13 protein-coding genes are annotated in these 14,903 nt (G+C 72.9%); 6 read left to right on the top strand and 7 right to left on the bottom strand.

The window, feature by feature from the left end; genetic code table 11:
• Positions 1 to 17: 17 nt before the first annotated feature.
• Together MTQ01_RS06630 and MTQ01_RS06625 are read right to left on the bottom strand one after the other, a co-directional pair.
• A complete protein-coding gene (locus MTQ01_RS06630) occupies positions 18 to 698 on the bottom strand; it encodes a CE1759 family FMN reductase (RefSeq protein WP_247487381.1) in 681 nt (226 codons plus the stop codon).
• A 112-nt stretch (positions 699 to 810) separates the two neighbouring features.
• Positions 811 to 1,899, bottom strand: coding sequence for an LLM class flavin-dependent oxidoreductase (locus MTQ01_RS06625; protein WP_247487797.1), 1,089 nt, complete (start codon positions 1,897 to 1,899; stop codon positions 811 to 813).
• A 256-nt stretch (positions 1,900 to 2,155) separates the two neighbouring features.
• On the opposite strand from MTQ01_RS06625, the gene MTQ01_RS06620 reads away from it, so the two are divergent.
• The 4 genes from MTQ01_RS06620 (at position 2,156) to MTQ01_RS06605 (ending at position 8,783) form a co-directional block, all read left to right on the top strand.
• A complete protein-coding gene (locus MTQ01_RS06620; RefSeq protein WP_247487379.1) occupies positions 2,156 to 2,524 on the top strand; it encodes an MmcQ/YjbR family DNA-binding protein in 369 nt (122 codons plus the stop codon).
• 130 nt (positions 2,525 to 2,654) lie between these two features.
• Positions 2,655 to 3,401 carry an ABC transporter ATP-binding protein gene (locus MTQ01_RS06615; RefSeq protein WP_247487377.1) on the top strand — a complete coding sequence of 249 codons (747 nt, stop codon included), beginning with the start codon at positions 2,655 to 2,657 and terminating at the stop codon, positions 3,399 to 3,401.
• Positions 3,398 to 5,200 (top strand): DUF6297 family protein, encoded by a 1,803-nt coding sequence (locus MTQ01_RS06610; protein WP_247487375.1) that lies wholly within the window; start codon positions 3,398 to 3,400, stop codon positions 5,198 to 5,200. The genes MTQ01_RS06615 and MTQ01_RS06610 overlap by 4 nt, the downstream gene beginning before the upstream one ends.
• A gap of 265 nt (positions 5,201 to 5,465) precedes the next feature.
• Positions 5,466 to 8,783, top strand: a complete 3,318-nt coding sequence (locus tag MTQ01_RS06605) for a tetratricopeptide repeat protein (protein WP_247487373.1) — start codon at positions 5,466 to 5,468, stop codon at positions 8,781 to 8,783.
• A gap of 182 nt (positions 8,784 to 8,965) precedes the next feature.
• Here MTQ01_RS06605 and MTQ01_RS06600 read toward each other — a convergent pair whose 3' ends face one another.
• Both MTQ01_RS06600 and mca read right to left on the bottom strand, forming a co-directional pair.
• Positions 8,966 to 9,292 carry a hypothetical protein gene (locus tag MTQ01_RS06600; RefSeq protein ID WP_247487372.1) on the bottom strand — a complete coding sequence of 109 codons (327 nt, stop codon included), beginning with the start codon at positions 9,290 to 9,292 and terminating at the stop codon, positions 8,966 to 8,968.
• Between the two features lie 4 nt (positions 9,293 to 9,296).
• Positions 9,297 to 10,148, bottom strand: coding sequence for a mycothiol conjugate amidase Mca (gene mca, locus MTQ01_RS06595; protein WP_247487795.1), 852 nt, complete (start codon positions 10,146 to 10,148; stop codon positions 9,297 to 9,299).
• A gap of 177 nt (positions 10,149 to 10,325) precedes the next feature.
• Here mca and MTQ01_RS06590 point away from each other — a divergent pair, with 177 nt between their 5' ends.
• Positions 10,326 to 10,745, top strand: coding sequence for a DUF4307 domain-containing protein (locus tag MTQ01_RS06590; protein ID WP_247487370.1), 420 nt, complete (start codon positions 10,326 to 10,328; stop codon positions 10,743 to 10,745).
• Between the two features lie 143 nt (positions 10,746 to 10,888).
• The gene (greA, locus tag MTQ01_RS06585) at positions 10,889 to 11,386 is read left to right on the top strand and encodes a transcription elongation factor GreA (RefSeq protein WP_247487367.1); all 498 of its coding nucleotides are present in this window, start codon (positions 10,889 to 10,891) and stop codon (positions 11,384 to 11,386) included.
• Between the two features lie 221 nt (positions 11,387 to 11,607).
• Here greA and MTQ01_RS06580 read toward each other — a convergent pair whose 3' ends face one another.
• From MTQ01_RS06580 to ilvA, 3 genes are all read right to left on the bottom strand, one after another.
• Positions 11,608 to 12,507, bottom strand: a complete 900-nt coding sequence (locus tag MTQ01_RS06580; RefSeq protein ID WP_247487365.1) for an ABC transporter permease — start codon at positions 12,505 to 12,507, stop codon at positions 11,608 to 11,610.
• Positions 12,504 to 13,544 carry an ATP-binding cassette domain-containing protein gene (locus tag MTQ01_RS06575; protein WP_247487363.1) on the bottom strand — a complete coding sequence of 347 codons (1,041 nt, stop codon included), beginning with the start codon at positions 13,542 to 13,544 and terminating at the stop codon, positions 12,504 to 12,506. Before MTQ01_RS06575 ends, MTQ01_RS06580 begins: the two co-directional genes overlap by 4 nt.
• A gap of 79 nt (positions 13,545 to 13,623) precedes the next feature.
• Positions 13,624 to 14,841 (bottom strand): threonine ammonia-lyase, encoded by a 1,218-nt coding sequence (gene ilvA, locus MTQ01_RS06570; RefSeq protein ID WP_247487361.1) that lies wholly within the window; start codon positions 14,839 to 14,841, stop codon positions 13,624 to 13,626.
• Positions 14,842 to 14,903 lie beyond the last annotated feature (62 nt).

The raw sequence follows: 14,903 nt of genomic DNA, 5'->3' as shown, positions 1-14,903 counted from the left end.
GACCGCCCGGACGCGTCCTACCGGACGCCGAGCGCGGCCAGTTGGTCGGCGAAGGGCACGACCTCCTCGTGCTCAGCGCCCTCGCTCCGCGGCTTCCCGGCCGCCGGAGCGGCACCGACGAGCGCGGCCAACTCCCCTGCCGCACGGTCGATTCGGGACGGCAGGTCGGCGGTGCGCGCGTCCCCGCCGGCCCAGTCCTCGGAGGCGGCGAAGACCGCCGTCGGCACCGGTGCGGCGCGCAGATGCGCGAAGAGCGGACGCAGCGCGTACTCCAGCGCCAGCGAATGGCGCGCCGTACCGCCGGTGGCGCCCAGCAGTACGGGTGTGCCGTCCAGCGCCTCGCGGTCCAGGACGTCGAAGAAGGACTTGAACAGTCCGCTGTAGGAGGCGGCGAAGATCGGCGTCACGGCGATCAGCGCGTCCGCCCGCTCGACGCTCTCCAGCGCCTCGCGGAGCGCGGGGCCGGGAAAACCGGTGACCAGGTGGTGGGCGATCTCCGTTGCCAGATCGCGGAGTTCGACGACGTGCACCCGCACCCGGCTCGCGTCCGCGCCGGGTTGGGTGTGCGCGGGCGCCAACTCCCCCGTCTCGGTGTCGAGTCGGCGCACCACCGACTCGGTGAGGCGGTCGGCGAGCAGCCTGGTGGAGGACGGCTTGCCGAGGCCGGCACTGACGACGGTGAGGGTGACGGGCTCCATGGTGGGCTCCTCTCCGGAGAGCGAACGGGAAGCGGCGGCGGGAACAGGGGCGGGGCTGGGAGCGGGCGGCGGACGGGCGGCCCCCGACGGGAGCGCCCGTCCGTCCGCGCGGTCAGGCACCCGCGGTGGCGGTGACCTGCGCCAGGCGAGCGGCGTGGGTCGGGCCGTCCGGCACCTCGGCGGGGCGTCCCTTGGCAAACTCCTCGCGCAGCACCGGCACGACCTCCTCGCCGAGCAGGTCCAGCTGCTCCAGCACGGTCTTCAGCGGGAGGCCCGCGTGGTCCATCAGGAAGAGCTGGCGCTGGTAGTCGCCGAAGCTCTCGCGGAAGGTCAGCGTCTTGTCGATGACCTCCTGCGGGCTGCCGACGGTCAGGGGCGTCTGCTCGGTGAACTCCTCCAGCGACGGCCCGTGTCCGTACACCGGCGCGTTGTCGAAGTACGGCCTGAACTCCCTCACCGCGTCCTGGGAGTTGCGCCGGATGAACGCCTGGCCGCCCAGTCCGACCACGGCCTGCTCGGGCGTGCCGTGGCCGTAGCTCGCGAAGCGCCGCCGGTAGAGGTCGATCAGCCGCTTGAAGTGGTCCTTCGGCCAGAAGATGTTGTTGGCGAAGAAGCCGTCCCCGTAGTACGCGGCCTGCTCGGCGATCTCCGGGCTGCGGATCGAGCCGTGCCAGACGAACGGCGGCAGACCGTCCAGCGGGCGGGGCGTGGAGGTGAAGCCCTGGAGCGGGGTGCGGAACCTGCCCTCCCAGTCCACGACGTCCTCCCGCCACAACTGTCTCAGCAGCGCGTAGTTCTCGATCGCCAGCGGGATGCCCTGCCGGATGTCCTGTCCGAACCACGGGTAGACCGGCCCGGTGTTGCCGCGGCCCATCATGAGGTCGACGCGGCCGTCGGCCAGATGCTGGAGCATCGCGTAGTCCTCGGCGATCTTCACCGGGTCGTTGGTGGTGATGAGCGTCGTGGAGGTGGAGAGGATCAGCCGCTCGGTCGAGGCGGCGATGTAGCCGAGCATCGTGGTGGGCGACGACGGCACGAACGGCGGGTTGTGGTGCTCGCCGGTGGCGAAGACGTCGAGACCGACCTCCTCGGCCTTGCGCGCGATGGCCACCATGGCCTTGATCCGCTCGGCCTCGGTGGGCGTACGGCCCGTGGTCGGGTCGGTGGTCACATCGCCGACGGTGAAGATGCCGAGCTGCACGACGGTCACCCCTTCCATGTTGTTGATGCTTCAACTACCACCCACAACATACCCTCCCCGCGACGTATTCCCGACCCGCGAGGCGGCTCCGCGACCGGCCGCGCACCACGCGACGGCCCACCGCCGGCCCACCAACGGCCCGCCGCCGGACCTCGGCGGACGCGGCGGGTACCCCGGGACCCGTGCGCGTACCCCCGCCGCCGCCCGTACGCCGCGGGCGACCGTGCCGCGCCGGTTCCGCCCTAGGCTGGACGCCATGGACACCGACGACCGGCGGGACCCGCTGGAGCGGCTGCGCGAGTGCTGCCTGGCCCTCCCCGAGGCCCACGAGGGCACCACCGTGCACCACCCGAGCTTCAAGGTGCGCGACCGTACCTTCGCGATCCACGCGGACCACGAGGGGCCGGACGTCTGGATCAAGTCCACCGCGGAGGAGCAGCAGGAGCTGATCGCCTCCGACTCCGACCGGTTCTTCAAACCGCCCTACCTCGGCCCCAAGGGCTGGGTCGGCGTCCATCTGGACCGTGAGCCGCCGTGGGACGAGATCGCCGAACTGCTCACCGAGGGTTACCGGTTGGCCGCCCCCAAACGTCTGGCCGCCCGGCTGGACGAGCCCGCGGACTGACCGCCGGCGGCGGGCGCGTACACGGCGAGCGGGCGGGGCTGCGATTCGCGCCGGAAGATCAACTGCCGGACGTGCCCCGCGCGTCCTTGCTTCCGGACGGCGGGCGAACGAGAGACGACGGGGTGGGGAGATGCTGCGACTCGACCGGATCGAGCAGCACTACGGCGCACGACGCGTACTGGCGGGGGTCAGCCTCGACGTGGCGGCGGGACGCTGTGTGGCGCTGACGGGCGAGAACGGCTCCGGCAAGTCGACGCTGCTGCGGATCGCGGCGGGACGCGAGGAGCCGAGCGCGGGCAGCGCGCTGCTGAACGGCGCGCCGGTCGACGAGGACGACGCCGACCGGCGTGCCGAGATCGCGACGGTACTCGACCAGGCGGCCTGTTACCCGGATCTCACCGTCCACGAGCATCTGATGCTGGTCGCGCTCGCCCACGGCGCCGACGACCGGGCCCGGGACCTGGTCGACTCCGCGCTGGAGGCGCACCGCCTCAGCGGCCACACCGACGCCCTGCCCGACGAACTCTCCTCGGGGCAGCGACAGTTGATGGCGCTCGCGACCGTGGCGGTACGCCCGTACCGGCTGCTGATCCTGGACGAGCCCGAGCAGCGGCTGCACGGGGACGCACGCGCGGAGCTGGCCGCCCGGTTGCGCGCGGCCAAAGCACGCGGCTGCGCGATCCTGCTCGCCACCCACGATCCCGAGTTGGCCGAACGGGCCGCGGACGCGACACACACCCTGCACGACGGCCGCCTCGACTCCACCGGTCCGGGCTCCGACCCCGACAGCGGCTCCGAGCCCGACAGCGGCACCGACCCCGGCAGCGACCGGCACCGCCGCGGTCACGGCGACGCAGCGACGGACCCCGCACCATGACCGACCGACCCGTCGCGCCCCCGCCCGCCCCGGACGCCGACCCGCACGTCACCGCCGATCCCGGCCCGCACACCGCCCGCGCCACCGCCAGCGCCAGCGCCACCGACACCGCCGACACCACCGCCACCGCCACCGCCACAGGGTCGGTCGGCGCGCTGCCGGACACCGACCCCCGACCCGCCGTCGACAGCAGCGAGTTCGCCCTCGCCTATCTGCGCGTGCTGCGCCGCGGACAACGCCGCCAGGACGCCCGCAGCACGCTCTACGTCGTCTACTGCCTCGCCGTCTTCACCGCCATCTGGGCCGTCCCCTACCTCGCCGCCGCGGCGACGGCGGCCCACAACGGCGCCGCCCGGGGGCCGTTCGCCGAACGCACGCTCGCCGTACTGCCGTCGCTCGCCGTGGTGGTGACGGCGCTGGTGCTGCTGTCCGGAGCACGCTCGGCGTGCTGGCGCGGACCGGTCCTGCTGAGCCGGCCCGACGCGGCCTGGCTGCTGCCGCACCCGATCGTCCGGGCGCGGTTGCTGCTTCCGGTGCTGCGGCGGGCCGCGCTGATCGCCGGTTCCGGCGGCGCGGCGCTCGGCGCGATGACGGGCTTCGCGCTCCAGGCCGCGACGGCGACGCCCTGGTGGGCGACGACGTCGGCAGGGTTGTGGTGGGGCGCTGTGACGGGGCTGCTCTGCACCGCGGTACGGGTGTGGGTCCAGCGCCGTCAGCAGCGTCTGACCCGAGCCGGGGCACGGGAGTTCACGCTGTGGCGCGCGGGCGCCGTGCTGCTCGCGGCGGCGGCCGGTCTGGTCGCCTGGGCACAGCTCGCCCCCGGAGGGCCGGACTGGCCCGCGACGCTGCTGGTGTGGTCCGGGCCCTGGGCCTGGCCAGCGCTGCCGCTCGTCGCCGCGGCCGGACAGTTCGGCGGCGCGGTGGCCTGGTGGACGGCGGCGGCCGGTGTGCTGCTGAGCGGCGCCACCCTGGCGCTGCTGGGCGGCTGGGCGCTGCGCGACGCACCGCGCACACCCGCCCGCGTGCTGCGGCTCCAGAGCAGACAGGCGCACCAGGTCACCGCCGCCCTCTACTCCTTCGACCTCGGCGGGGCGCGGCGCCTGACCTCCGGGGTGCACCGCCGTGCGCCCGTGCGATGGCGGCCGGCCCCACCGCGTGCCCGTTGGCTGCTGGTGCCCTGGCGCGATCTGCTGGCGCTGCTCCGGGCCCCCGGGCGGATGACCGGCGCTCTCCTGTGGGCGCTGGCCGCCACCGCGTCGGCCCGGTTCGCCGCCGAGACCTCCGACGAACTGCGGGTACTGGCAACGGCGTCGGCCCTCGCGCTGCTCTGCCGCGCGGCCGGCAGAGCGGCGGTCGGCGCGGAGCTCGACGGCGCCGACCCGGCGCGCTGCGGCCAGCTCCCCTGGCCGCGCAGCCGACTGGCCCTGCGGCACGCCCTGCTGCCGATCGCGGTGCTGGGACTGGCGGTGGCGGCGGGCACCGCACTGCTGGCCGTGACGACCGGGCCGCACCCCTCGACGCTCGCGCTGCTCGCCGCCGTACCGGCCTGTACGGCGGCGGCGGTGGCGGGCGCGTACCGCGGGCAGATGCCCACGCACCTGCTGATCGGCACCGACACCGCGATGGGCAACACCGGCGCGTTGAACGTGCTGCTGTGGCACTGCCGCGCGCCGCTCGTACTGCTGCTGTTCGCCACGCCCGCACATCCGCTGCTGCCGCACCCGTACGCCCTGCTGTGGTTCGGCGCGCTCACCGCGGGGCTGCTGTGGTGGGCCCTCGTCCGGGCGCGCCGGCGCTGACCGCGCGCCGACGTCAACACCGGGCCGGTCGCGCACACTTCGAACGCTTCCGGCCCGCGCCGCACCGCGCCGCCCACCGCCTCCCGGCACCTCCCGGCGCCAAATGTGCCCAAGTCCGCGCACAGGAAGGCGAGTTGAGTGTCACCCGTTCCGTGCACATACGCGACCAACTCCCCCAACCCACCCCACAACCACGACGCGCGGGGTGTCGGTCGTGGCCGTAAAGCGGAAGACTTGCCCCCATCAGGTCTACAGAGAGGTACGCATGTCGGGGGCCAACAAGCTGAGAGACACTGACCGCGCTGAAGTCGAACGGCTGCTCGCCCAGGCCGTGGAGGAGGAGGTCCGGCGCTCGGGCGGAACGACGGACGGCAAGGTGCTCTACGCCAGGGCGCGCGCCTCGCTGCCCGAGATGACGGACCGGGCGCAGGAGGAGTACGCCGCCTACCTCAAGGCCCTCGACGCCACCGGCCCCCGGCATCTCTCCGAGCGCTTCACGGCCAAGGCGCTCGGCCCGGCCATCGGCGCGCTCTTCGCGGCCTTCGTGGCGATCCTGCTCTTCGATCGCGACCACGGCTTCACGGACGCCATGGGCGCGGGAGCGGTGGTGGCGGCGTTCGGCGCCCTCGGCGCGGTCGGGCAGGCGCTGATCGCACACATGTGGTCCGCCCAGCGCGGTGCGGGCGCGCGTCATCAGCCGGGCGGCGTCGCCCAGTTGCAGCTCGCCTGGATCACCGCGCTCGACGTGCGCGGCATCCGCCCGTACCTGGAGCAGCAGCGGATGGTCGCACCGCGCGCCCTGCCCAAGCAGCGCAGCGGCGCCGGCGGGCCCGGGCCCGCCCGCCAGCAGCCGAAGATCCGCGGCCGGGACCGCAGCGGCGAGGCGAAGCGGCGCAGCCAGCTGGAGGACTCCTTCCGTCATCTGCGGGTGCCGCAGGGCGTGTTCGCCGGCCGCAAGGAGTCGCTGAGCCAGATCGCCCAGTGGGTGCACCAGGCGCGGGCCAGTCCGCAGACCCGGCCGACCGTGGTGGTGCTGCACGGACCGGCCGGCTCGGGGCGCAACAACCTGGCGGTCCGTGCGGCGCACGAGCTGCGCGACCAGTTCCGGGGCGCCTGCGTGGTGGACATGCGCGGCGACACCCGCGAGGGCAACCAGCTCTCCACCCGCGACGCGCTGCTGCACCTGCTGAACCGGCTCGGCGCTCCCAGGGAGCAGCTGCTCTTCCGCGGCAGTTCGGCCCGGGAGGGAGCCGGCGAGGCACAGCTGCGCCGGCTGCACGACCTGTTCCAGCGCACCCTGACCGGGGTGCCGGTCACCATCGTGCTGGAGGAGGTCAGCGACGCCGAGCAGGTGGCGAGTCTGGTGCCGGAGCGTTCCGACAGCCTGGTGCTGGTCAGCAGCCCCGACCGGATCGAGCTGCCCGAGGAACTCACCGCCTGGGTGCACCACATGGAGGTCGGGGCGCTGGACTCGGCAGGTTCCGAGGAGGTGCTGCGCGCCGCCTCGCAGTCCGCCGCGGAGGCGACCGGCGGCGACTCCACGGTCGACGACCCGTACGACGCCGACGCCCTGGAGCGGATCTCGGAGCTGTGCGGCGGGCTGCCGCTGGCGCTCCACCTGGCCGGCTCCGCGCTGGTCGGGGAGCGCACCGCGGCCCAGCTGGCGGACGAGTTGCAGGCGTACGGGCCGGACGCGGCGCTGGACCCGGTCCAGCGCGCCATGGCGCTGCGCTACGCCGACCAGAGCGAATCCGGCCGGCGGTTGCTGCGCAGGCTCGCGCTGGCCGGACGGGCGAGCCTGGGCGCGGCGGCAGCGGCGGCGCTGCTGTCCACCGACGAACGCCAGGCCATGCGCCAGCTGGAGACGCTCGCCGCGGCGGGACTGATCCAGCGGGTGCGCAGCACTCGCTTCCGACTCCACGGCCAGGTGCGGCACTTCGCACTGGAACGGCTCCTGGACGAGGAGCCCGCGGAGGACCGGGGCGCTGCGCAGGAGCGGCTGATCCGCTCGTACGCGGAGCTGGCCGACACGGTGATCCGGATGGTGGACGGCAAGACCTCCACCCGGGCCGGGGAGTTCGGCGGCCACGGCTTCAAGTCCCTCGAATCGGCGCTGCGTTGGCTGGACCACGAGTCGAGCTTCATCACCGCGGCGCTGCGGCACGCCGACGAGAGCGTCGACCAGTCCGCCGTACTGCATCTGCTCGGCGCGCTGTGCGACTACTGCCTGCTGCGCGGCGACCTCTACCGGCTCGGCGAGCTCAACGACCTCACCCAGGCCGTCGACCGCGGGCTGCTGACCCGCTCGGTGCAGTGGCGCACCGGTGTCGCCGCCCGTCAGCTCGGCGAGCTGGACCACGCGCACACCACACTGGCCTCGGTCGTCAACCTCTACATGGAGGCCGAGCACCCGGCGGGAGCGGCGCGGACCCTGCGCGAGCTGGGCATCACCCTGCACCACCAGGGCCAACTGCGGGAGGCCGCGGCCAAGTTGCGGCAGGCGCTGGAGTTGCAGACCGGCGAGACGCTGCGCGGCGACCGGGCCTGGACCCTGCACGCGCTCGGAGCGGTCCAGCGCGACCGGGGACGGGTGGACGAGGCTCTGGACCTGCTGCAACGCGCGCTCGGCCTGCACGAGGAGAACGAGTCCCTGCACGGCCAGGCGTGGGCGCACTTCCAGCTCGGCCAGACGCTGCTGCGCAGCGGTGATCTCCAGGAGGCGTACACCGAGCTGCACCAGGCGCTCGAGGACTACCGCCGCACCCAGGACGGCCGCGGCCAGGCGTGGGCGCAGACCCAGCTGGCCCGGCTCCAGCTGTACGGCGGCGACGTCAGCGAGGCCGTGGAGGAGCTGCACGCCGCGCTCGCCCGGCACCGGGAGAGCGAGGACGTGCGCGGCGAGGCGTGGTCGCTGTACTACCTCGGCCTCGCGCTGGAGGAGTCCGGGGACCGGGACAGCGCCGTTCAGGAGCTGGAGCGCGCCCGGTCGAGTTTCAGCCGGATGCGGGACGTGTACGGGCTGGCCTGCGCCCGGCACAACCTGGGCCGGGTCAGCCGGGACCAGCGCGCGGCGCGTGCCGGGACCCTGCACAACAGCGGCTTCGCCCGACAGCTGCTCCAGGACGCCAAAGCCGACTTCCAGCGCGTGGGCGACGCCCACGGCGAGGCCTGGTCGTGTCTGGAGCTGGCCATCATCGAGGCCGGGAACGGCAAGTTCAGCCCGGCGCTGGCGCTCTCCGACGAGGCGCTGCGGCTGTTCACCACCGGCCAGGCGGAGGACGGCGAGGAGGCCCCCCAGCCCGCGGACCGCAGGGGCGCGGACTGGGCGCGATTCCTGCGCTGCACCCTGCTGCCGTTCGCCTCGCCGGGCGGCTCGGTGGTCGGTGTCGCGGTCGCGCAGGAGGAGCTGGCGACCCTGCTGCGGGAGGACCACCAGAGCCGGGACGCCTCGCTCCACGACAGCACGGAGGCGTACACGCTGATGCTGGAGCGGGGCATCGAGCTGGAGGCGGGCTGGCAGGCGTGGCAGCTCGGCATGGTGCCGAGCCGGCAGTCCCGCGACGTGGTGGCCGTCCTCGGCTGAGGACGGCCCGCCACACGCGCACGCGCCGGCGCACGCACCCGGCACAAGCGCAGGCGCCCGGCGCACGCGGCCGGCCGCACACGCAGGCGCCCGGCACAAGCGCAGGCGCCCGGCGCACCGCGTACGCCGGGCACACCGCACGGCCGGAGGGTCCTTCCCGGACTCTCCGGCCGTGTCGTCGTTCAGCTTCCGCTCGGACCGCTCCGGTCGCCGTCGCCCCGGGGCGCGCTCCCGCCCTCGCGCGCCGCGGCGGAGGCGCCGGGCCCGGCGTCCGCGCCGCGGCCCGGCGTAGCGGAGGACGCGGCGGCGGGCTCGTCGAAGCGCTTGCCCTGAACGGCGTCCATCCGCCGTGTCATGGAACGCATCAGCGCCCACACCGCGAGACCCATCACCGCGAAGACCAGGAAGCCCAGGACACCGGGCGTCACCTTGCTCTCGTCGAGCTTGTCCGCGAGGAGCAGCAGCGACGACAGATCCGACTCATGACCCAGGGGCACAGACGTACTCATGTGCTCAAGTGTCCCGGATGCCCGCGAAGAGGTCGGACTCGGGGAGGGAGGTCTCGACCCGCGACTGCGCGAGCTCGTACTCCTCAGTGGGCCACACCTCCTGCTGGACCTCCATCGGCACCCGGAACCAGCCGCCCTCGGGGTCGATCTGCGTGGCGTGCGCGATCAGCGCACGGTCGCGCACGGGGAAGAAGTCGGCGCAGGGGACGTAGGTGGTCAGCTCGCGCTCCTTGCGCTGGAACTCGTCCCAGCGCTTGAGCCACTCCTCGTACGGCGACTCCAGGCCGCGCTCCAGCAGGGCGTCGTGCAGCGCCTGGGTGCGGGGGCGGTTGAAGCCCTGGTTGTAGTAGAGCTTGAGCGGGGTCCAGGGCTCGCCGGCCTCCGGGTACCGCTCGGGGTCGCCGGCTGCGTCGAAGGCGACCGCGCTGATCTTGTACGTCATGATGTGGTCGGGGTGCGGATACCCGCCGTTCTCGTCGTACGTGGTGATCACGTGCGGTCTGAACTCGCGGATGAGCCGGACCAGTTCGCCCGCGGCCTCGTCCACGTCCTGGAGGGCGAAGCAGCCCTCGGGGAGCGGCGGCAGCGGGTCGCCCTCGGGCAGGCCGGAGTCGACGAAGCCGAGCCAGGACTGCTTGACGCCCAGGATCTCCCTGGCCTCCTCCATCTCCTTGCGTCGGACCTCGTGGATGTGGGCTTCGATGTAGGCGTCGCCCTGGAGCTTGGGGTTGAGGATGGAGCCGCGCTCACCACCGGTGCAGGTGGCCACCAGCACGTCCACCCCCTCGGAGACGTACTTGGCCATGGTCGCGGCACCCTTGGACGACTCGTCGTCTGGGTGGGCGTGCACGGCCATCATGCGCAGCTGCTCGGTCGATTCAGTCAAGGCAGTCCTCGGTAACGTGTCGCGGGAGACGGCTTCTATAGTGACTAGCGAGTGCACGGACATATTCCGGCATCCCACCGACACTTCGCACCCCGCTGCTCGGGCACCGCGAGCCGCACCCGCCGCACCACCGCCGAGGAAGTGACCATGGCAGAGCCACAAGTCCCGCTGCCCGCCGGGCGGTACGGGCGCTCTGCCGCCGACGAGGAGCGCACCGACCGGCGGTTGAAGATCGTCGGAGCCTGTCTGGGAGCCGCCGCACTCGCCCTGATCGGATGGATCGGTTTCGGACACATCTCCAAGGGCAGCGACGTGAACGCCGAGTTGATCAAGTTCAAGGTGATCTCGGACGAGGAGGTCCAGGCCCAGCTGGAGGTCCACAAGGACCGGGACCTGACCGGCGTGTGCACCGTCCGGGCACTGGCGGAGGACAAGGGCGAGGTGGGCCGCAAGGACTTCACCTTCGAGCAGCGCGAGACCCGTGTCGACGAGGTCGTCTCGCTGCGCACGACCGCCCGCGCCTCCTCCGCCCAACTGATCGGCTGCCGACCGGCGCAGGGCAACTGACGGTCACCGGACCGACACTTCCCGCAGCCCCTTCTTCCGTTTCACGCGGTAATTGTTAAGCTCGATGTTTCGCCCGCCCTGGACAGCAGCAACCTTCAGGGCAGGGCGTTGCTTTATATCCCGAGTACTCGCAAGGAGCAGCTGTGACCCAGACCAGCGACAACGTCACCTGGCTCACCCAGGAGGCGTACAACCAGCTCAAGGCCGAGCTGGATGATCTGTCGGGTCCCGCACGTACCGAGATCGCCAAGAAGATCGAGGCAGCTCGGGAAGAGGGCGACCTGCGGGAGAACGGCGGCTACCACGCCGCCAAGGAGGAGCAGGGCAAGCAGGAGCTGCGGATCCGCCAGCTCCAGCAGCTCCTGGAGCGTGCGAAGGTCGGCGAGACCCCGCCCGACGACGGCGTCGTCGAGCCCGGCATGGTCGTCACCATCGCCTTCGACGGCGACCCGGACGACACCCTGAAGTTCCTCCTCGGCTCGCGCGAGTACGCGAGCTCCGAGGTGGAGACGTACTCGCCTCAGTCGCCCCTCGGCAGGGGCGTGAACGGCAAGAAGGTCGGCGACGACGCGGAGTACGAGCTGCCCAACGGCAAGCTCGCCGCCGTGCGCATCCTCGAGGCGAAGCCCTTCACCGGCTGACGCCCGCGCGGCGCCCCGGCCGGTCGCGGAATCCGCGCCGGCCCCCGTCCGCCCCCTCCGCGAGGAGCGACGACCCCCGACGCACACGGCGTCGGGGGTCGCTCTTCGCGCGGGAGTGGACGGGCGGCGCCGTCAACCGGCCCTCGCGCAGGGAGGGTTGACGAGGCCGCCTCGCCGGGCCGGGCCCGGCCGCGTGGTGTGCGCCGTCTCAGACCGCCGCCTCAGACCGCCGCGGAGCGGTACTTGCGCACCGCCAGAGTCCGGAAGACGGCGATGATCAGCACCGAGTACAGCGCCGACGCCAGCACCGGATGCTGCATCGGCCAGGCGCCCGGCGCCTGGTAGCCGGGACCGAGGTTGCCGAAGAGCTCGCGGCAGGCCATCACCGTCGCGCTGAAGGGGTTCCACTCGGCGATGTGCGCCAGGAAGGACGGCATGTTCTCCGAGGGCACGAAGGCCACCGAGATGAACGTCAGCGGGAAGAGCCAGATCAACCCGCCCGAGGTCGCCGCCTCCGGTGTACGCACGATCAGACCGATCAGCGCGCCGATCCAGGTGAAGGCGTAGCCGAGGAGCAGCAGCAGCGCGAAGGCGAGCAGCGCCTTCGGCACGCCCTCGTGGAAGCGCCAGCCGACCAGCGCCGCCACCACGGCGAGCACCACCAGCGTCAGTCCCGTCTGGACCGCGTCGGCCAGGGTTCGGCCGGTCAGCACCGCGCCCCTGGTCATCGGCAGCGACCGGAAGCGGTCGATCAGCCCCTTGTGCATGTCCTCGGCGATACCCGCGCCGGCGCCCGCGGTGGCGAAGGTGACGGTCTGCGCGAAGATGCCCGCCATCAGGTACTCGCGGTAGCCGGCCGCGTCCAGACCGAAGCCCGGGACGCTGATCGAGCCGCCGAAGACGTAGCTGAAGAGCACCACGAACATGACCGGCTGGACCAGGCCGAAGATCAGCACCTCCGGGATGCGGACCATGCGGATCAGGTTGCGCCTGGCGACGATCAGGGAGTCGCCGACCGCCTGCCGCAGCCCGCCGCCGCCGGACACGGGAGTCCTGGCGAGCCGGCCGCCGGGAGCGGGGCTTCCACCGGTTACGGGGCTTCCGCTGCTGTGCGTACTCATTCGGACACCTCTCTCCGCTCGCCCCCGGCCCGGCTCGCACCTGCGGGCCCGCCCGCGGCGCGCTCCTGCCGCGCTCCGCCGGCTTCCTCCTGCTCGGCCGCGTGGCCGGTCAGCGAGATGAAGACGTCGTCCAGGGTCGGGCGCCGCAGCCCGATGTCGTCGATGCCGATACCGCGCGCGTCCAGGTCCCGGATCACCTCGGCCAGCAGCCTGGCGCCGCCCTCGACGGGGACGGTCAGCCGGCGGGTGTGCGGGTCGGTCGAGACCTCGCTCTCCCCCCGGCGGTGTGCGGCGAGCGCCTCCCGGGCGGTGTGCAGCTGCGCCTGCTCGCGCACGACGACCTCCACCCGTTCCCCGCCGACCTGCGCCTTCAGCTCGTCGGAGGTGCCGCGGGCGATGACCCGCCCGTGGTCGATGACGCAGATCGCGTGCGCGAGCCGGTCGGCCTCCTCCAGGTACTGGGTGGTCAGCAGAAGCGTGGTGCCGCCGGCGACCAGTTCCTGGATGACGTCCCACAGCCCCTGCCTGTTGCGCGGGTCGAGGCCGGTGGTGGGCTCGTCCATGAACATCACCGGCGGGCTCACCACGAGCGCCGCGGCCAGGTCCAGCCGGCGGCGCATGCCCCCGGAGTACGTCCTGGCGGTGCGGTCGGCGGCCTCGGCGAGATGGAAGCGCTCCAGCAGCTCCGCCGCGCGGGCCTTCGCATCGCGTGCGGAGAGCTGGTAGAGCTGCCCGACCATCCGCAGGTTCTCGCGTCCGGTCAGATACTCGTCGACGGCGGCGAACTGCCCGGAGAGGCCGATGTTGCGCCGCACCTCGTTGGGGCGGCGCAGCACGTCGATGCCGGCGACGGTCGCCGAGCCGCGGTCGGGCCGCAGCAGCGTGGTCAGTACGCGCACGGCGGTGGTCTTGCCCGCGCCGTTCGGCCCGAGCAGGCCGTAGACCGTCCCCTCGGGCACATCGAGGTCGACGCCGTCCAGCGCCCGCACGTCGCCGAAGGACTTCACCAGACCCTCGGCGTGGATGGCTCCTGCCATGTGGAATCTCCCAACACCCCTTGAACGGCGCACGCACTCGCGCACGCGCGCGGTCCACACCGCCGCGACGGCCCGTTCCTCACTCCGTGACGACCCAGCCGGCGTCGCGGAGGGCGGCCCGCACCCGCGTCCGGTGGTCGGCTCCTTCTGTCTCCAACTGCAAATCCACCTCCACTTCGGAGAGCCCGAGACGCGGATCTGTACGGACATGCCCCACATCCAGGACGTTGACGTCGAGGGCCGACAACTCGCCGAGCAGTGAGGCGAGCGCTCCGGGCCGGTCGGGCAGCCGCAACCGCAGCGACAGATAGCGTCCGGCCGCCGCCATGCCGTGCCGCAGCACCCGCTGGAGCAGCAGCGGATCGACGTTGCCGCCGGAGAGCACCGCGACCACCGGCCCCTCGAAGGCGTCCGGGGACTCCAGGAGCGCCGCCACGGTGCTGGCTCCCGCGGGCTCCACCAGCAGTTTCGCCCGTTCCAGACAGAGCAGCAACGCGCGCGAGAGCGTCTCCTCGGCGACCGTGACCACCCGGTCGACGCGGTCCCGGACGATCCGGAACGGCACGTCGCCCGGCCTGCCGACCCGGATTCCGTCGGCCATGGTCGACGGCGCGTCCAGCGCGAGCGGACGGCCCGCCGCCAGCGACGCCGGGAACGCCGCCGAGCCCTCGGCCTGCACTCCCACCACCCGTACGTCGGGACGCAGTTCGCTCACCGCCAGCGCGATTCCGGCCAGCAGCCCGCCGCCGCCCACCGCGACGAGGATCGTCCGGACCTCGGGGCACTGCGCCAGGATCTCCAGGCCCACGGTGCCCTGTCCGGCGACGATGTCCGGATGGTCGAAGGGGTGGATGAACACCGCTCCGGTGGTCTCGGCGAACTCCCCCGCGGCGTGCAGCGCGTCCTCCACCGTCTGGCCCCGCAGCCGTACGTCGGCGCCGTACTCCCTGGTGGCCGCCAGTTTGGGCAGCGGGGCGCCGAGCGGCATGAAGACCGTGGAACGCACCCCCAGCAGGCGGGCGGCGAGCGCGACGCCCTGTGCGTGGTTGCCCGCGCTCGCGGCCACCACGCCCTTGGCCCGCAGGGCCGGCGAAAGCCCGGCGATACGCACGTATGCCCCGCGGATCTTGAAGGAACCGGTGCGTTGCAGGTTCTCGCATTTGAGGTGTACAGGAGCCGAAACGAGCTCACCGAGGTGGCGGGAGCCCTCCATCGCGGTAGTGCGCGCCACACCGCCCAACGCCTTGTCGGCGCTGGTCACGGCGTCGAGAGTCAGACCGGACGCGCTGGGCCGCATGGAGCCCAGTGTGGCAGCGAACTGTGCACGCCGCCCAACCTGCGAACGTCATTACAAAAGCC

Origin of the sequence: Streptomyces sp. XM4193, from assembly GCF_023072595.1 — a bacterium.
GTDB lineage: Bacteria > Actinomycetota > Actinomycetes > Streptomycetales > Streptomycetaceae > Streptomyces.
Note: the sequence above shows the minus strand (reverse complement) of the source record. Positions and strands in the feature narration are given on the sequence as shown.